The sequence below is a fragment of the Bradyrhizobium sp. 2TAF36 genome, from assembly GCF_052114925.1.
GTDB lineage: Bacteria > Pseudomonadota > Alphaproteobacteria > Rhizobiales > Xanthobacteraceae > Bradyrhizobium > Bradyrhizobium barranii.
This window is the reverse complement of the sequence record NZ_JBFRFR010000074.1, coordinates 12,261-29,499: the sequence shown is the minus strand read 5'-3', so window position 1 is coordinate 29,499 and position 17,239 is coordinate 12,261. Positions and strand designations below refer to the sequence as shown.

At 64.0% G+C, this 17,239-nt stretch carries 19 protein-coding genes and 1 tRNA gene; 4 read left to right on the top strand and 16 right to left on the bottom strand.

Going from position 1 to position 17,239, the window contains the following annotated elements:
- Positions 1–94: 94 nt before the first annotated feature.
- The 5 genes from AB4Z51_RS34170 to AB4Z51_RS34150 form a co-directional block, all read right to left on the bottom strand.
- Positions 95–592, bottom strand: a complete 498-nt coding sequence (locus AB4Z51_RS34170) for a UPF0262 family protein (protein ID WP_071909262.1) — start codon at positions 590–592, stop codon at positions 95–97.
- A complete protein-coding gene (hisD, locus tag AB4Z51_RS34165) occupies positions 589–1,884 on the bottom strand; it encodes a histidinol dehydrogenase (RefSeq protein ID WP_441498857.1) in 1,296 nt (431 codons plus the stop codon). Before hisD ends, AB4Z51_RS34170 begins: the two co-directional genes overlap by 4 nt.
- A 145-nt stretch (positions 1,885–2,029) precedes the next feature.
- Positions 2,030–2,479, bottom strand: coding sequence for a DUF2948 family protein (locus AB4Z51_RS34160; protein WP_063986739.1), 450 nt, complete (start codon positions 2,477–2,479; stop codon positions 2,030–2,032).
- 81 nt (positions 2,480–2,560) lie between these two features.
- Positions 2,561–3,220: an NAD(P)H-binding protein gene (locus AB4Z51_RS34155; RefSeq protein ID WP_085400977.1), complete on the bottom strand. Its 660-nt coding sequence runs from the start codon at positions 3,218–3,220 to the stop codon at positions 2,561–2,563.
- Between the two features lie 26 nt (positions 3,221–3,246).
- A complete protein-coding gene (locus AB4Z51_RS34150; protein ID WP_085400913.1) occupies positions 3,247–4,185 on the bottom strand; it encodes an SDR family oxidoreductase in 939 nt (312 codons plus the stop codon).
- Positions 4,186–4,269: 84 nt separating this feature from the next.
- Between AB4Z51_RS34150 and AB4Z51_RS34145 the strand changes: the two genes are divergently transcribed.
- Entirely contained in the window at positions 4,270–4,923 is a 654-nt protein-coding gene (locus tag AB4Z51_RS34145; protein ID WP_085400912.1) for a TetR/AcrR family transcriptional regulator, read from the top strand.
- Positions 4,924–5,145: 222 nt separating this feature from the next.
- Here the strand turns inward: AB4Z51_RS34145 and AB4Z51_RS34140 are convergent, their stop codons facing one another.
- From AB4Z51_RS34140 to AB4Z51_RS34120, 5 genes are all read right to left on the bottom strand, one after another.
- The gene (locus AB4Z51_RS34140) at positions 5,146–5,970 is read right to left on the bottom strand and encodes an alpha/beta fold hydrolase (RefSeq protein WP_085400911.1); all 825 of its coding nucleotides are present in this window, start codon (positions 5,968–5,970) and stop codon (positions 5,146–5,148) included.
- Between the two features lie 114 nt (positions 5,971–6,084).
- Entirely contained in the window at positions 6,085–6,594 is a 510-nt protein-coding gene (locus AB4Z51_RS34135; RefSeq protein WP_085400910.1) for a hypothetical protein, read from the bottom strand.
- 251 nt (positions 6,595–6,845) lie between these two features.
- On the bottom strand, positions 6,846–7,154 hold the full coding sequence (locus tag AB4Z51_RS34130; protein ID WP_063985878.1) for an EthD family reductase: 309 nt from the start codon (positions 7,152–7,154) through the stop codon (positions 6,846–6,848).
- A gap of 126 nt (positions 7,155–7,280) precedes the next feature.
- On the bottom strand, positions 7,281–8,987 hold the full coding sequence (locus AB4Z51_RS34125; protein ID WP_085400907.1) for an FAD-dependent oxidoreductase: 1,707 nt from the start codon (positions 8,985–8,987) through the stop codon (positions 7,281–7,283).
- A 40-nt stretch (positions 8,988–9,027) separates the two neighbouring features.
- The gene (locus AB4Z51_RS34120; RefSeq protein WP_028159142.1) at positions 9,028–9,216 is read right to left on the bottom strand and encodes a hypothetical protein; all 189 of its coding nucleotides are present in this window, start codon (positions 9,214–9,216) and stop codon (positions 9,028–9,030) included.
- A gap of 317 nt (positions 9,217–9,533) precedes the next feature.
- On the opposite strand from AB4Z51_RS34120, the gene AB4Z51_RS34115 reads away from it, so the two are divergent.
- Positions 9,534–9,608 (top strand) — tRNA-Thr (locus AB4Z51_RS34115).
- A 100-nt stretch (positions 9,609–9,708) separates the two neighbouring features.
- Here AB4Z51_RS34115 and AB4Z51_RS34110 read toward each other — a convergent pair.
- Positions 9,709–10,728: an outer membrane protein gene (locus AB4Z51_RS34110; RefSeq protein ID WP_245344060.1), complete on the bottom strand. Its 1,020-nt coding sequence runs from the start codon at positions 10,726–10,728 to the stop codon at positions 9,709–9,711.
- A 1,102-nt stretch (positions 10,729–11,830) separates the two neighbouring features.
- Here AB4Z51_RS34110 and AB4Z51_RS34105 point away from each other — a divergent pair.
- Entirely contained in the window at positions 11,831–12,322 is a 492-nt protein-coding gene (locus AB4Z51_RS34105) for a septal ring lytic transglycosylase RlpA family protein (protein WP_094184040.1), read from the top strand.
- A 96-nt stretch (positions 12,323–12,418) separates the two neighbouring features.
- Here the strand turns inward: AB4Z51_RS34105 and AB4Z51_RS34100 are convergent, their stop codons facing one another.
- The 3 genes from AB4Z51_RS34100 to AB4Z51_RS34090 form a co-directional block, all read right to left on the bottom strand.
- Positions 12,419–12,907 carry a cyclic nucleotide-binding domain-containing protein gene (locus AB4Z51_RS34100; protein WP_071909253.1) on the bottom strand — a complete coding sequence of 163 codons (489 nt, stop codon included), beginning with the start codon at positions 12,905–12,907 and terminating at the stop codon, positions 12,419–12,421.
- Between the two features lie 196 nt (positions 12,908–13,103).
- Positions 13,104–13,742: a ferric reductase-like transmembrane domain-containing protein gene (locus tag AB4Z51_RS34095; protein ID WP_085400905.1), complete on the bottom strand. Its 639-nt coding sequence runs from the start codon at positions 13,740–13,742 to the stop codon at positions 13,104–13,106.
- Between the two features lie 11 nt (positions 13,743–13,753).
- Positions 13,754–14,242: a Twin-arginine translocation pathway signal gene (locus tag AB4Z51_RS34090; RefSeq protein WP_085400903.1), complete on the bottom strand. Its 489-nt coding sequence runs from the start codon at positions 14,240–14,242 to the stop codon at positions 13,754–13,756.
- A 371-nt stretch (positions 14,243–14,613) separates the two neighbouring features.
- Between AB4Z51_RS34090 and AB4Z51_RS34085 the strand changes: the two genes are divergently transcribed.
- Positions 14,614–16,368, top strand: coding sequence for a SulP family inorganic anion transporter (locus AB4Z51_RS34085; RefSeq protein WP_085400902.1), 1,755 nt, complete (start codon positions 14,614–14,616; stop codon positions 16,366–16,368).
- A 13-nt stretch (positions 16,369–16,381) separates the two neighbouring features.
- Here AB4Z51_RS34085 and AB4Z51_RS34080 read toward each other — a convergent pair whose 3' ends face one another.
- Together AB4Z51_RS34080 and AB4Z51_RS34075 are read right to left on the bottom strand one after the other, a co-directional pair.
- Positions 16,382–16,831, bottom strand: coding sequence for a DUF3085 domain-containing protein (locus AB4Z51_RS34080; RefSeq protein WP_071909249.1), 450 nt, complete (start codon positions 16,829–16,831; stop codon positions 16,382–16,384).
- Positions 16,828–17,067 (bottom strand): hypothetical protein, encoded by a 240-nt coding sequence (locus AB4Z51_RS34075; protein WP_441498856.1) that lies wholly within the window; start codon positions 17,065–17,067, stop codon positions 16,828–16,830. Before AB4Z51_RS34075 ends, AB4Z51_RS34080 begins: the two co-directional genes overlap by 4 nt.
- Positions 17,068–17,239 lie beyond the last annotated feature (172 nt).

Sequence of the window (17,239 nt, the reverse complement as noted above, 5' to 3'; positions counted from 1 at the left end):
GGAAAACCGCTGCACATTTTTCCGGGCCATTAAGCCGTTTGTCTCGCGCATGATCTGGTCCGAAAACCGGTGCCCACTTTTCGGGATCATGCGCCTAACCCTTCCAGTGCAGGACGGTGATGAGCGTGAACAGCCGGCGCGAGGTCTCGAAGTCGACCCGCACCTTGCCCTTCAGCCGCTCCTGGAGCGTGCGCGATCCCTCGTCATGGATGCCGCGGCGGCCCATGTCGATGGCCTCGATCTTGTCCGGCGTAGCTGTCCGGATCGCCTGATAGTAGCTGTCGCAGATCATGAAATAGTCCTTCACGATCCGCCGGAACGGCGTCAGCGACAACAGATGCGCGACCACGGGCGTGCCTTCCTCGCGGCGAATGTCGAACATCAGCCGGCTGCCGGTGATGCCGATATGCAGCGTGAACGGCCCCTTCCCGTCGGCGCCATCGGGCGCGAACAAATTCTGCTCGATCAGATCGTAGATCGCGATCGCGCGCTCGTGCTCGATGTCCGGCCCGGAACGGCCGATCGAGTCCTCGTCGAGGGTGACCGCGACGATGCGATTGGTCGAGTCGTCCTGTTCGGGCGGCTGGGTCATGACAGATTGAGGCGCAATCCAATCGAGCGCGAATGAGCGTCCAGCCCCTCCGCTTGTCCGAGCGTCATCGCGGCAGGTCCGAGCGCACGCAGCTGGTCCGGACCGCATTTCAGGATTGAGGTGCGCTTCATGAAGTCGGCAACTCCGAGGCCTGAGGAGAACCGCGCCGAGCGCGCCGTCGGCAGCACGTGGTTGGAGCCGCCGACATAGTCGCCGATCGCCTCCGGCGTATGCGCCCCGAGGAACACCGCGCCGGCGTTGCGGATCTTTCCGGCAAGCGCGTCGGGATCATCAGTCATGATCTCGAGATGCTCGGCCGCGATCGCATCCGCGAGCGGAATGGCGTCGGCAAGATTCTTGACCATGATGATGGCGCCGAAATCGGCCCACGACGTGCCGGCGATCGCGGCGCGCGGCAATGTCTTCAGTTGCGCTTCGACGGCCTTTTCGACATCCGCGGCGAGACGCGCGGAATCCGTGATCAGGATCGATTGCGCGCTGGCATCATGCTCGGCCTGCGCCAGCAGATCAGCGGCGATCCAGTCGGCATTGCCGGTGTCGTCGGCAATCACCAGCACCTCGGAGGGTCCCGCGATCATATCGATACCGACCTTGCCGAACACCAGGCGCTTTGCGGCGGCGACATAGGCGTTGCCGGGGCCGACGATCTTGGCCACCGGCGCGATCGTGGCGGTACCGTGCGCGAGCGCCGCCACGGCCTGCGCGCCGCCGACCCGGTAGATCTCGCTGACGCCGCCAAGCGAAGCGGCCGCCAGCACCAGCGGGTTGAGCTTGCCGTCCGGTGACGGCACCACCATGACGAGGCGCGCGACGCCGGCGACCTTCGCGGGGACCGCGTTCATTAGCACCGAGGACGGATAGGCCGCGGTGCCGCCGGGCACATAGAGGCCCGCGGATTCGATCGYGGTATAGCGCCAGCCGAGCTCGACACCGAGCGGATCGGTGAAGCGCTCGTCCTTCGGAAGCTGGCGGCGGTGATAGGTCTCGATGCGGTCGCGCGCGAGCTTGAGCGCATCCAGTGTCGCGGCATCGCAGGCCTTGACGGCCGTCTCGATTTCGGCGGCGGTGACGCGCAGGCCGGATGCATCCAGCTTCAGCCGGTCGAACTTTGCCGTGGCCTCGAGCAGGGCCGCATCGCCCCGCCGGGCGACGTCGTCGACGATGGTGCGCACGACGGCCTCGACGTCGGCCGAGACCTCGCGCTTGGCGGCGAGGAAGGCCGCGAATCGCTGGTCAAAATCGGCGCTGCTGCGGTCGAGACGAACGGGCATTTTTGGCTTGGCTTCCGGCTGGTCTTTGGGGCGGATTGGCTCACCCGACCCCCTGCTCAATGGCGCGGCGGGGAAGCTGCGTCAACCCTCGGGAGATGCCGTTCCGGCAGCGGCCCGACCTGGCTTGACTGGTATACCGGCCAGCTCACCCCTCCTCCTCGAGGCCCAGTCCGGCCCCGAGCGCGTCCGCCCCCAGATCGGTCAACTCGCATTCCAGACATTCGACGTCGAGGCGGATGGCGCCGCCATGGGCGAACAGCAGCAGGGCGCTGCCGCCGGGCTCCTCGTCGCGGCCGTCCTGGGAGTGAAACTCGATGCCGACGAGGTCCAGAACCTCGTCCGGCGCGCCGAGGTCGATGTTGCGCGACTTGCAGGCGAGCACGCGGTCGAAGCGGAGCGCGGCGACCAGCCGGCGGGGTTCGGCCTCGCCGTCCAGTGACTGCTCCCAGTCCAGCCGGCTCATCCCGACCACCAGCCGCTTCTCGCTTTGCCGCCAGATGATGTCGGCGGCCTGGACGCGGGCGTCCTGCACATGGGTCGAGATCACGGCGAGATCGTCGGCGTCGAGCGCGATCAGTTTGAGCTGGGGCGACATCGCCGGCATTTCTCCTCGGGGGCCGATAAGGCTCAACGCGCGCGGACGCGGAAATTTCCGTGAAACTAACGGGCCAGCCGGCTAGAGGCTATTGATATCCTCCATCTCCAGCACCTTCCGCGGATACCCCTCCCGGGCGACACGAATCATGGCGCGGCCCATCTGCTCGGTCGAGGTGACGAGCCGCGGCGAGATCCGGCGCAGCGCCGACCAGAGCGGCCCGGTTGTGGCATACACGGCCTGCACCCAGGCGGTCTTCGAGCGGGCGCCGTGCAGGGGCTGGATCGCGCCTGGACGGAACATGTAGGCGCCCCGGAACGGCAGCTTGAGCAGATCGTTTTCGGTCTTGCCCTTGATCCGCGCCCACATCCGCGATCCCTGCTCGGTGGAATCGGTGCCGGCGCCGGTGACGTAGACGAACGTCATCTGCGGATTGAGCTTCGCGAGCGTCGTCGCCGCCGCGAGCGTGAGATCGTAGGTGAGATGGCGATAGCGATCCTCGCTCATGCCGATCGAGGAGACGCCGAGGCAGAAGAAGCAGGCATCGAAGCCCGTGAGCTGCGCTTCGATCGCCGAGTAGTCGGTGAAATCGCCGTGCGTGATTTCGGTGAGCTTGGCATTGCGGACGCCGGTCGGGCTGCGGCCGACCACGAGCACGCGGTCGATGCCGGTGTCGATCAGGCATTCGCGCAATACGCCCTGCCCGACCATGCCGGTCGCGCCGAAGATGATGACTTGCATCGTGACGTCCCCAACCGGCCCGTGGCTCATGCGGCGACCGCGATCTCGTCGAAGGATACACCGGTCAACGTCGCCGAGACATCCCACAGCATGGCGGCCGCGGCGAAATCCTTCGCCTGCGGCATGATCTTCGCCGGCGCGGGCGGCCCCTTCAATTCGTAGAACCAGTTCGGACCGTAATAGCCACCGGGCTCTGCAGCCGGAGAGGTTGCCGCGAACAGCGTGGGCAGCGCGCCTTCGGCTGCGGAGTGGCTTATGAAAGGCTGGAGCCAACGGCTCACACGCCACTGGAAGCTGTTGGCGCCCGGCCCGTTCGGAATGAGATCGGTCCGCGCGTAGCCGGGATGGGCAGCAAGGCTCGTCAGGCCCCAGCCGGCGGCGAGGCTGCGGCGCTGCAGCTCCAGCGAAAACATCAGCATCGCCAGCTTGGACTGGCAATAGGCACGCCAGGGACGATAGGAACGCTTGCCTTGCAGATCGTCGAAATTGATCGCGCCGGAGCGGTGCGCGAGGCTCGACAGATTGACGATGCGAGGCGCTTTCGCGCGGCGAAGCTGCGGCAACAGCTGTGCTGTCAGCGCGTAATGGCCGAGATAGTTGGTGCCGAGCTGCATCTCGAAACCATCCTCTGTCTGCTGCCGCTTCGGCAGCGCCATCACGCCGGCATTGTTGATGAGGAGATCGAGCTGCTCATTGCTGGCGGCAAAGCGCCTGGTAAAATCGGCGACGGAGGCGAGACTGGCGAGATCGAGATGCTCGTAGGCGATCAATGCGTTGGGAAACCGCTCGCAAATGCCCTCGATCGCCCGCAGGCCCTTTGCGTCGTTGCGTCCGGTGAGTATGACAATGGCACCGGCGCCCGCCAGCGCCATCGCCGTCTCGTAGCCGAGGCCGCCCGTCGCCCCGGTCACGACGGCGGTCTTGCCGCTGAGGGAGGGGATGTCTGCCGTGCTCCAGTCGGTCATGCCGTATCTCCGTTCGGGGCTGGAATGAGGCCCGCGACCGGTCTAAATGTGCACTGAGTGCAAGTTTGCAAGAGGTGAAATAATTTGAAGGCTTCAAAGCCCGGCGGGAAATCGGTCAGGACAGGCGCCAAGCCATTGCCGGCAGGAGCAAAATCCCCTGACGGCCCCGGCCTGCGCCAGCGTAAATTGCAAGAGACCCGCGAGCGGCTGACCCGTGCGGCGATGGCGCTGTTCCTGGAGCGCGGCTTCGAGGCCACGACCATCGACGACATCGCGACCGCGGCCGACGTGTCACGCCGCAGCTTCTTCCACTACTTCGCGTCGAAGGAGGACGTGGTCGCCGCCTGGCAGGAGGGCGCAGCAAGCGCGCTGGTCGCAGAGGTCGTGGCGCGGCCAGCGGGCGAAACCATGCTGACGGCGGCGGAGAATGCGATCGCGGCGGCGGTCAGGCGGATCGACCCGGCGGAAGCGGCGGCGATGTCGCGGCTCAAGCGCGACAATCCCGCGCTGCAGGCGCGCGACCAGCTCAAATACGAGAAGCTCGAGCGCGCACTGGCCGAAGGGCTTTCGCAGCGTGCCAAAACCAAATCGGACAGGCTCAAGGCACGGCTCGTCGCCATGATCGCCACCGGCGCGATGCGCGTCGGCGGCGAAAGCTGGATCGGCGAAGGTGTGCGCGAGAAGCCGGAGGTTTTCGTGAAGCGCACGTTCGATGCGATCAGGGCGATCTTGAAGTGACGCTCTTCCCCTCTCCCCTTGTGGGAGAGGGTGGATCAATCGCGCTTCGCGCGATTGAGACGGGTGAGGGGTTGTCTCCGCGCGTGAACTCTTGCAGTTCGACTCGTTGAAGCAGACCCCTTATCCGGCGCCATAGCCGATGCAGAGCATCGGCGTTCTTAAGAACGGCGGCCGAAGGCCGCCTATGCCACCTTCTCCCACAAGGGGAGAAGGAAGACTCCCTCACCCCTTGAAGAACGCGAGCAGGTCCGCGTTGATGGTTTCGGCGTGCGTGGTCGGCATGCCGTGCGGGAAGCCCTTGTAGGTCTTGAGCGTGCCGTTCTTCAGCAGCTTGGCCGACAGCGGGCCGGAATCGGCGTAGGGAACGATCTGGTCGTCGTCGCCGTGCATCACCAGCACGGGCACGCTGATCTTCTTCAGGTCCTCGGTGAAATCGGTCTGCGAGAACGCGACGATGCCATCGTAATGCGCCTTCGCGCCGCCCATCATGCCCTGGCGCCACCAGTTCTGGATCACCGCTTCCGACGGCTTTGCGCCGGGACGGTTGTAGCCGTAGAAAGGACCGGAAGCGACGTCGCGGTAGAAGCCGGTGCGGCTGGCGGCGAGCTGCTTCTGGAGATCGTCGAACACGCTCTTCGGCAGGCCGCCGGGATTGGCCGCCGTCTGCACCATCAGCGGCGGCACCGCGGAGAGGATCGCAGCCTTCGCCACCCGGCTCTCGCCGTGACGCGCGATGTAGTGCACGACCTCGCCGCCGCCGGTGGAGTGGCCGACATGGATGGCGTTCTTGAGGTCGAGATGCGCGGTCACCGCCGCGAGATCGTCGGCATAGTGATCCATGTCGTGGCCGTCGGCGACCTGCGAGGAGCGGCCGTGGCCGCGGCGGTCATGGGCGATGACGCGGTAGCCGTGATTGGCGAAGAATATCATCTGCGTGTCCCAGTCGTCGGCCGACAGCGGCCAGCCATGGCTGAACACGATCGGCTGGCCCGAGCCCCAATCCTTGAAAAAGATCTCGACGCCGTCCTTGGTGGTGATGGTGGGCATGAATGGCTCCTTCAGTGAAAATCAATCCGGGGCTCGCAAAACGCGAGCCGGCGATCCGGAGATGGTCGGGCGATGTCACGAGGTCGATGCCGCGCACCGACCGTGAACGTGCGATCAGGCAAACGTCATCGGCTTGTAGCGGCGCCAGGCGCCGATGGTCAGCACCACGAAGAACACCAGCACGATGCCCTGCACCACGGCGAACACGGGGCCTCCCGGCGGATTCGGCGGCACGGCAGGCGCGAGCGCGGCGAGCGCCGGCACCTTCAGGAACGACTGGATCACCAGCACGAAGACGTTGAAATAGAGCGAGATCATCGCGGTCACGATGTAGACGGGACGCCAGACCCCTTTGAGCTTCATTCCGTAGAGCGCGAGGCAGGCGATCGCGAGCAGCACCAGCGAGATGCCGGCGATGATGTACGAGGGCAGCAGCTCCTTGAACGGAAACAGGAAGCCGGTGACGCTGGTGAGGATCGTGAACAGCAGGAAGATCGCGGTGAGGCCCGGCATCGGCTTCGACCCGAGCAGGCCGAACATCACGACCAGGCCGGCGACGATGCCGATCAGGCTGATGATGACATGGACCAACGTGAAGGCGGGCAGGCTCAATCCAAGCATCATCTCACTCTCTCCGTTTGGAAGCTTTGGATGGTATTACGGCCCTCATTGAATGGCTACATGCGCGATGTCACAGGCTCGTGCGGAGCCATGCGCCGTCGTGCGAATCGACAAACGCATGACTGAATTTTTTGCACCGCTGTCACAAACGAGAGCAGTTTGTAGCCCGGATGGGGCGAAGCTAAATCCGGGCTACGAGCTTGCAGGTCTTCGACGAAAGTTGAATCGAATTTGGCGAGACGCTTCGCGCGCGCTCAGACTTCCTTGGTGTCGAAGATCAGCAGATCGGCGCCGCCGCTGGCGAATTTCGGCACGTCGCCCGCGGCCGCCTTGCCAGCTTCGCTGCCGAAGGCCTTCTGGATGTCGCCCACGCTGTCGAAGCTGAGAATGGCGACGAGGTGGACGCCCGATGGTCCGGCGGGCGAGCCGACTGCGCCCGTACTGACGGCGTATTTCTTCAGGCCGGGAAGTTTCTTCGCGAGCGGAATGTGGGTCTCGGCATAATGCTTGTCGAAGGCGGCGGCGTCCTTGGGCGTCTTGTAGAGCACGACGAGTTCGGCCATTTAGTCCTCCCTTGTGAATCTTTTGTTCTTCCACGCGCGATTGGCCTCGCGACGGGGCGATAGTCCGTGGGACACGGCAAGATGGCAAGTGAGATTCCGCTTGCCGTCTGCTTGTCTTGTCCTTGACTAAAGCGCCGGTTTTGCGGCGTCGCCGAGATAGCCGTGCAGGGAGGCCACGACCTGCGCGCCTTCGCCAATGGCGCCGCCGACGCGCTTGACCGAGCCGGAGCGGACGTCGCCGACCGCGTAGACGCCGGGCACCGAGGTCTCCAGTGGGGCCACCAGCTTGCCCTGGTTCAGCTCGGACTGCGCGCCCGTCACGACGAAGCCGCCGCGATCGAGCGTGACGCCGCAGCCGTCGAGCCAGCTGGTGGCGGGATCGGCACCGACGAACAAAAAGAGATTCTTGATGTCGGCGGAGTCTTCATCGCTCGACAGCCGGCTCTTCCAGCGGATGCGCCGCAGCAGCGAAGCCTCGTCGCCCTCGAGCGCGGTGATCTCGGTGTTGAACATCAATTCGATGTTGGGTGTCGCTTCGATGCGCTCGATGAGATAGCGCGACATGCTGGCCCCAAGCCCGCCGCCGCGGATGATCATCAGCACCTTCTTGGCGTGTCCCGACAGGAACACGGCCGCCTGGCCCGCCGAATTGCCGGCGCCGACCAGGGCCACCTCCTCGCCGGCGCAGAGCCGCGCCTCGACCGGAGAGGCCCAATACCAGACGCCGCGGCCCTCGAACTTGTCGAGGTTCTCGATCTCGGGGCGGCGATAACGCGCGCCGCTCGCAACCACGACTGCGCGCGAACGCAAGGGATCGCTGCCGTCGAGCGTCACCGCAAAGGCGCCGTCCCGGCGCGTGCAGTCGAGCGACTTCACCGTGACGGGGATCATGATGTCGGCGCCGAACTTCTGCGCCTGGTTGAACGCGCGCGCGGTCAGGGCCTGGCCGGAAATGCCGGTCGGAAAGCCCAGATAGTTTTCGATGCGCGCGCTGGCGCCGGCCTGGCCGCCGAAGGCGCGGGTGTCGAGCACGGCGACCGAAAGCCCTTCGGAGGCGGCATACACCGCGGTCGCCAGCCCCGCGGGTCCGCAGCCGACGATCGCGACATCGTAGATGCGGTCGTTGCGGGGGCCGCCGATCATGCCGATCGCGCGCGCAACCTCGGTTTCGCTGGGGTTGCGCAGCACCTCGCCGCTCGCCGCGACGACCAGCGGCCAGTCTTCCGGCTTCGGCGAATAGCGCGCGATCACCTCGGCGGCGTCGCGGTCACGCTCGGGATCGAGCAGATGATGCGGCTGGCCGTTGCGGGTGAGGAAGCCCTGCAAGCGCACCACGCCGGCCGAATACGAGGGACCGATCAGCACCACACCGCCGACGCCGGCCTGAAGCAGATTGACCCGGCGCAGGATCAGCGCGCGCATGATGCGCTCGCCGAGCTCGGCCTCGGCGACCAGCAGCGCGCGCAGGCGGGGCGGCGGCAGCAGCAGCGTCTCGACCTCGCCTTCGGCGCGGCCGTCGACCAGCGCCGGCCGGCCCGAGAGCTGGCTGAGCTCGGCCAGAAATTGCCCCGGCCCCTGGTCGATCAGCGGCGTGACATTGCCGAGCCCGTCGCGCTGGGTGATGGCGACGTGGCCCTTCAGCACGACGAACATGCCCGGTCCGGGCTTGCCGGTCTCGAATAGGAATTCGCCGTCAGCGTAGGTGCGGACCTCGCCGAAATTCCGCATGCGCTCGATCTCGGCCGATGTCAGCGCCGGAAAGGTCTGCTCAGGGCGCGTGAACCGCGACATCTGCGCGTCACCATCGTCTCGTTGCTGCTCGTCCTGCCCCATTGCCACGTCCATGCACTCCAAAAAATCTAATCGCCAGACTTCAATCGCCGGTCTTGCCGGCGGTCCCCTCATCTAGGGAAGCATCGTCGTTCTGCGAGGGGTCGGTGATTGCGGCGCGTTCGCGCGCCTGCACTTTCCGTCGCTTCAGGTTTTCGCGCAGCGCCGATTTCAGCCGGTCGTCCCGCGCCCCCCTCGCCTGTCTCGTGCTCTTGTCGTTCTCGTCAGCCATTAGCGGTCCATACCAGCGATCCGCGATAACATGCCCGGAGAATGCGGCAGCTCAAGAGGCCCCTCACGAACTGTTCGTGCGAAATCCAAAATGGGCCGAATGCCATGCCGCGGCCAACTGGCCAGTTGGCCGGGGATATCGGAACCGAAATCGGCGGAAAGTCGGTACTTTCACCTGAAAACGGGCATTTTGGCCCCGATATCGACCCGATTTTCTCGTTTTGGCGGAGCTAGCAAGCTTGCACAGGAGGGGGGCTTGTGGCAGATATCGGCCCGCTTGGTAGGCCCCCTTGGCGGCCGATTCTCATCCCAGCACATGCTGCCGTAGCTCAGTGGTAGAGCACTCCATTGGTAATGGAGAGGTCGACAGTTCAATCCTGTCTGGCAGCACCAGTTTCCTCAGAAAATCGCCTTCTTCCGTTGCCCGGTTGCCTCCTGGGAGGGGCCGGACGTGTCGTCCGCCCCCTCCGATTCTCGCAGTGATCGAGCTCAGCTAGAAGCCGAAGCCGATGCCGCCGGCTGCGAGATGGTGCGATGTGCCGCCGAAGCTGGCCGTCCACGGGCTGGTCGCAGCATGAGCGGGATTCACGGTGGAGCCGAAAACCTGATTCACATCGCCGACGTACAGATAGCGGTACTCGCCGAACAGGTAAGCGCCGCTGTTGCCGAGGGCGAAGCGCGCACCGGCCTTGGCCTGTGCCGCAAAGGTCCAGGCTGAGGAGTCCGGACGCGCGTTGAAGTGGTTGATGCCAGGCTCGGCCGGGTCGGTCTGTGTGGACGTGGCGCCGTTGATGGAGACGTTCGCGGCCCCGATCCCGCCACCGATATAGGGCGTGATGCCTTGATAGGGCGTGTTGAAACCGACAACCATGTTCGCCAGCAGCACCGTGGTGCGCGTCGGGAAAGTCGTGTCGAAGGAGTGCTCTGCAAATCGGTCTGTGGGGGTCACCAACGTCGCACGCGGCTGGTTACCTGCCAGATAGAAACCTTCGATCTCCAAAGCGGGCCGCAGATACGTACCATACGACCATTCATAACCGAGATGCGCGCCACCGAACCCGACGCCGCCGCTGCTGGTCCGCCCTGTGGCGTCGACAGCCAAGGGGCCCCCGACGGCCTCAACGAAAAAGACGGTGCCGAGCTGGCTGACGTCAGTGCCGCCGCGACTGCCGCCGCCACCGAACACACCGACATAGGCACCGCCGGTGCGCGCCGGCACGACTGCGGGTCCCTTGTTGTACATCGCATAAGCCTGCGCGGGCGGTGCTACCGCAACCGTCTCCCTCGCGGCGTCGCGTCCGGCTGGCTTGGCTGCCGGTGCAGTCGCCTCTCGCGGAGTGACCGTGCGCCGCTCCTGTTTGGCCTCCTTCAATTCGGCGCGCAGCTCGGAGATGGTCTGCTGCTGCGCTTTCAGCATGCGAAACAGTTCGGCGTTGGAGGGAACGTCCTCGGCATGGGCGGCGCTCGCCGTCATCAATCCCGCGGCCACGATGAAACATTTACGCGCTGTCATTTGATACCCCGCCCCTCGGTTGCAAATCATCGCTGACACTATGGAACCTGGTCAGGCCATCGCAAAGATATCGCGTCCGCGGATGCGACCGTTTGAGGCACCTAAGCTGGCGATTACGAACGCATGTGGATTTTGAGCGACACGCACCCCGCGTCTCGATCAATCCCATCGGGCAACACGATTCTCAATTCACGCATGAAGCGGCATTCTCGCGGCATGAAACGCCCGAGTTTTGCTCTCCTCTTTCGCTCTCTTCCGTGAAGAGGGCGCAGGGAAGGCCGGGTGCCGGCTGGCACCCATGATCCGCTGCGCCAGGAATTTGCACACGCAAATGCGCAGGCGGGAAACAGGTGGGCCGGAAAAACACCCGGCCTTCCCTGCGCGATGGTCTGACGGCTTATGCGCGCTCTCCCCGGAGCCGAGTTCCTTCTGGCCTCCGTCACCTCGCGAATTGGCGATGCCTCGAAACCCGGTAGAGCCCCGATCCATCTCCGCAAGGCTTGACCGTAGCAACGACGGTCAGGACCACGCGTTTTCGCCGTACGCAGCGATCCAGCTCCGCCCAAGGGCTTCGCCGGACACAGGCGCCGTCCGTCCCGCACGCAGTCAAGGCCCTCACGAGGTTCATCTCGCCCTGGTCCCGCATTCGCGTGCCCGGCACTGCCGCGTCCACCGCACCCCGGCCCACGTTCGTGACGACGTACGATCGCCCCTCTTCTCGGGCCGGGATGGCGGAGAGAATGCCGCAATTCCGAATTTCGGTAAAGTGGAATATTTTTACTGAAGAGGATTGACGGGTTTGTGCGAGCGGCGGGTGTTTTGCCCGACGCATCAATTAGCGCGAGCGTGTCGGCTTTTGGCGACATCGCATTTGTCACTCGCCGCAGGTTCCATCAGGTCATGCTGCTGACGCATTCTCTGTCTTAGTCGGGGACAACCTAAAACACTGCGTGCGGACCGCTCTGGTTCGCACATCGGTTCCGTAGCCAGGGGTTGGCTCGAATCCGCAAAGCACTGGTGCAAGTTCGTGAACGCTTCCGCGTTCGCTTGACCATGTTTGCGGTGTCGGAACCGGACGATCGAAAAAATCACAGGAGTTATAATGCTGTTCCGCTCGAGCGCCGCAATTTGCGGCGCCCTGGTTGCGCTTGCCGTTTCTGTTCCCGTTGATCGAAGTGAAGCGTGTGAAGTTCACTCAAGCGCCGTCGTCGATGCCGCCTCCGGGGAGGCGATCGTTGGCGCCGCATCCATGTACAATCCGTTCAAGCCCGGCAAGGAAGAGGGCGGTCCGAACACAGCCTCCGGCGAGCGCTATGATCCCTCTGTCTGGGCGGCTGCCATCAAGACGAATTTGCGCGGGAAATTTGGTGGGGTCCAATTTGGCGCGAGGCCGAAATATGCGCTCGTCGAGGCCGTCGGCAAGAAGGTCATCGTCAAGATAAATGACGTGGGGCCATTAAGGCCTGGCCGCATCATCGACCTCAACGAGCGGACGATGCGCCATTTCGATCCAAGCCTGGAACTCGGAGTCATTGTTGGCGTAAGGGTGATCCCACTTTCAGGGGACGATTGGATCCCGGGACCGGTGGGCTGAACGTCCCACGCGAAGTGGCGTGGCCCGGATGGAGCGCGAGCGTAATCCGGGACCGTCAGCCGCGGAGCGAACTTGCGGCGGCGCAGAGAAGCACAGTCATCTCGCGGGGGTTTCGTCTTCGTCCGCCTGGTGTCCGGTGAGGCGATCGTCGGCACGGCGCAGCCGCCGGCATAGCTCTCGATTGACGTTCTGCAGGACGATCACATAGGCGTGGATATCGGCCTTGTAGCAAGCGTAGAGCTTTTGCGCCGTCAGCTCGTACAGCACCGTCGGACTCTCCGCGACCACCGTGGCGGAGCGATTCTGCATTTCAATCAGCGTCATTTCACCGAAGAAATCGCCAGCCTCCAGAACGGAAATCGGGATGACGTTCCCCGAGTTCGCCCGCTTGCTCACCGCCAGCCGGCCGGACTTGACGATGAACAGCGAGCGTCCCGGCTCGCTTTCCGCCACGACGGTCGCGCCGGCATCAAAGCGGCACTCGACCAGCATCGAAATCAGCAGGTCGAGGCTCGGGTCCGGAAGACCGCCGAAGAACGGCGTCGCGAGCAGGAACGTTTTCAGCTCGGGGGCACTGACAACCATCGCGCTAGGATACGCCCCGTCGCTATCTGCGACAAGCGGAGCGGAGATCGGCGCTGACGACGCCGAACGTGTTTGAACAAGGCGGTCAGCAAAAGTTTCGTAGGATGGTAGAGCGCTTGCGAAACCCATCATGCTTCCGCGCGGACAAAGTGCGATGGGTTTCGCTTCGCTCTACTACGCGCTACGCGCGGCCATGTCACCGCGGCGCAGTGCTCTCGCCGCGCAAGGTCCTTCGCTTTCGCCACACCTGCAGGTCGATCATGACTTTTACGGTTGCCGCGAGGACGAGCGCGCAGAGTGCCGCCTTAGAGATCGTCTCCATCGTCCCCTCGATTAGCAGGCAATGGACCACGCTGCCTGCGACGATGACGATCGCCAGCGGCATGTGAATGAAGCGCCAGGTTCGTGGTCGCAGTCCCAATCGCCGGCGCAGGGCGGCCAAAAGCGCGACCGCGAAGATGGCCCACATCGCGGTCACGCCAAAGGGAGAGAACGGCGTCGGCGATGAGAAAGTCAGCGCGTCGATCATGTCGGGCGGGCTGGTGATCCAGAGGCCAACGACATGGATCACGATCGCTGCGACCAGCGCGCCGCCAATCCAGTGATGTGCGCGCCGTCCGCGATAGGCCGGAAATCCCGGCAGATATCCGCCGATCAGCAGGGGCTGAACGAGCACGAGGCCGAGGGCAACAATCCCCGCAAACCCGGCCAGGATGTAAAGCGAACCGCGCCATGCGAGCTGCTCGCTTCCCGCTGCCGCGGCGATCGGCACGCCAATTGCCAAAGCAAGGGCGACCCAGATCAGGATCACCCGGGCCAGTCTCCACCCCTTCATTCGCAACCCGGTCAGCCCGGCTGCAGGACGAAGTGCGCTTCCAGGCTCGTCTCCTTCGCGCTCCGCATCACCGGCCGCAGAAAGACGGTCTTGAACTCGCCGCTGTCATAGGCGAGGTGACCGTGCGGCTGGCCGAAGATCGGAATGATCTGCGGCATCTCGAGCCGGAACTTGCCGTCCTTGTCGGTGAGCGTGGCGCCATGACTCTGCGGCTCCTGCTCCTGCCCTTCGGTCGTGTGCGCCCAGATCTGGATGCGCTGCCCGGCGAGCGGCGCCCCGTCGCCTGCGCGGCGTACGGTGCCGCTCATCCAGAAGCCGCCCTTGCCGATCCGGTCCACGATCGCCGCGCCCTTCCGGTAATTGTTCGCGCCACCCGACATCGACTCGGTCGGTGCGAGGCCTTCGGCACGGGCCGGCAACAGGAGCCCGGACACCCCGGCCGCCAGGACCGAGCCGCCGGCGGCGAGGAGATAGCGTCGGTTGAGTACGACCATGGTCATGTCAGTTCCTCCTCGCGACCCCAGCAGTTGTTTCACCAAGGGTACAACAACAGGCGCAAAACGCCCAGTTGAGACAAAGGGCGCCATGGGTCGCAATAACAGGGTTGTGAACGGAGGTGCCGGCCACTCAAACAGCCGCGAACGAACGCCATTCTCGCGGCATGAAACGCCCGAGTTCGGTTTTGGTCCTTCCCGCTCGTCCGTGAAGAGGGTGCAGGGAAGACTTGGTGCCGGCTGGCACCCATGGCCCGCTGTGCTGCTTCGGCCATAGCGCCGGGCCACTGTTCAGCCTGCTGCGGGCGTAATAGCCTGATCGGTCCAACACATCATGCGGGGCAAACTTGCTCAATGCGGGCTGGGAGAGACCATCAATGAAGCGCTGGTTGCCCGGACTCGACACTCTCCGTCAATATGAAGCAGCATGGCTTCCGCACGATATCTTCGCCGGCATCGTCCTGGCGACAATGCTGGTCCCGGTCGGCATTGCCTATGCAGCTGCATCGGGCCTGCCGGGCATCTACGGTTTGTACGCAACGATCGTGCCGCTGCTGGCCTACGCGCTGTTCGGCCCAAGCCGCATTCTCGTCCTTGGCCCGGACTCGGCGCTGGCGGCAATACTCCTTGGAGTCATCGCTCCCTTGGCTCAGGGCGATCCCCTGCGGGCCGTGACACTCGCGGGCATGATGGCGATTGTCTCAGGGACGGTCTGTATCCTGGCAGGTGTCGCGCGCCTTGGCTTTATCACCGAGCTTCTCTCGAAGCCGATACGCTACGGGTATATGAACGGAATTGCCCTGACCGTATTGATCAGCCAGCTGCCCAAGCTCTTCGGCTTTTCCATCGAGAGCGAGGGGCCACTGCGAAGCCTGTGGGCGATTGTCAGCGCGATCCTTGGGGGGCAGATAAACTGGGTCGCGTTCGCGATTGGCCTCGCCACGTTGATCGTGATCCTGCTTCTCAGGAACAACAAGCGGGTACCGGGCCTTCTGATTGCGGTCGTTGGGGCTACGCTCGTCGTCGGGGTGCTTGATCTCGGGACGCAATACGGCGTCAAGGTGCTGGGCCCCCTTCCCCAGGGCCTGCCGGGTTTCGTTGTCCCATGGATCACCTCCAGCGACCTCGTGCCGGTGCTGATCGGCGGTTGTGCAGTAGCGATGGTTTCGTTTGCCGATACGAGCGTACTTTCACGTGCCTATGCTGCGCGATTGGGGTCTCGGGTCGATCCCAACCAAGAGATGGTCGGGCTCGGTGCCGCCAATCTGGCGACGGGATTTTTCCAGGGCTTCCCGATCAGCAGCAGTAGTTCACGGACACCCGTTGCGGAAGCCGCCGGTGCCCGCACTCAACTCACCAGCGTCGTAGGCGCGCTTGCCATCGCGTTGCTCCTCCTGGTCGCGCCGAGCCTGCTCCAACATTTACCCACCGCCGCATTGGCCGCCGTCGTCATCGCATCGGCGATTGGCTTGATTGAAGTTGCCGACCTCAAACGAATCTATCGCATTCAGCGGTGGGAATTCTGGCTGGCGATCGTCTGCTTTGTCGGCGTAGCAGTGCTCGGAGTCATTCCAGGAATTGGTCTTGCGATCGCAATCGCTATCATCGAGTTCCTGTGGGACGGTTGGCGCCCACACTCCGCCGTATTGGGGCGCGCCCACGGCGTCAAAGGCTATCACGACATCACACGATATCCGGATGCGCGCCGGGTCCCCGGGCTGGTCCTGTTTCGCTGGGATGCACCTCTGTTTTTTGCCAACGCCGAATTCTTCAGGGAACGCGTCCTGGATGCCGTAGCGACATCGCCAACACCCGTGCGTTGGCTAGTTGTTGCCGCGGAGCCGGTCACGAGCGTAGACGTCACCGCCTGCGACGTGGTTGCCGAACTGGACCGATCGTTGCACGCGCAAGGCATAGAGTTTTGTTTTGCCGAACTCAAAGATCCCGTGAAGGACAAGCTGAAAAGATTTGGCCTCTTCGCGCAGCTTGGAGAGAATTACTTCTTCCCGACAATCGGCGTAGCCGTCGCCCGCTATCTCGAAACCAACAACGTGGAATGGGAGGACTGGGAGGACGACGATGTGCAGGGCTTGGAGAGAGTAGCGGGCCAAGATACCGCGTCTGGTCCTTAGCCGAGATTCAGACTCAAACCCGACAACTGCGTCCTGACGTGGTATCATTTTTGTCCCGGATGCGCAGCGATTGCAGTCGTATGCTCGCCGTCCCTTTTTCGACGACAGCCACCGTCATCGTGTCGGGCTCGAAGGTCACCTCGAGGTCGGCGCCGGCATCGACGGCAGTGCCGATCATCACCAGATCGACGAATTCCCTCCCATCGTTATCGCCGAAGATGGCGCGCTTGATACCCAACCAACTTTGGACCGGCACCCTGACCGGGTCGCATTCGTTTGCGTAGGCCAGAGTCACGCTGCCCCGAGGCCTGGCGCCGTTATGCACGAGATAGATGCCTTGGCCACCGACAAGCCAGAAACCGGGCGAATCTCGACCGTTCATGGCTCGCACCGAAACCGGCCATTGCCGGACGGCCTCGTTCCAGAGCGCCTTCAGCCTCGCATGAGGGAAGGTCAGCTTCACTGAAGTTGGTTCCGCCGAGCTGCGTAGTTACGAGTTGCGATCGCGTCGGCAATCTGGTCGCGTGGCACAACGCACACGATCTGGGCATCATTCGGCAGGGCGAACGTCGGCCAATAGGTTTCGGCGTCGTACGCCGCGATCACCACGACGGCTTCGACGTAGGCAGCCTTGCTGTTGTCGGCGACGGAAAACCCAGCGTCCGTCAGCGCGGTGCGTTCCTGTTCGTCAAACTTCACGGCGTCATCTCGTGTCTGGAGGACGCCCCCGCGACTCGCGGTTTACCCACACCGCTTACGGAAACCTCGTTAAATCGCATTAAGGTTGTGAAGGATCGGCAATGTCCGGCGACGACGGGAGCCCGACGACCCAAGCGTCACGGCTGCGCGAACGAGACCCAAGCCGTTGAAT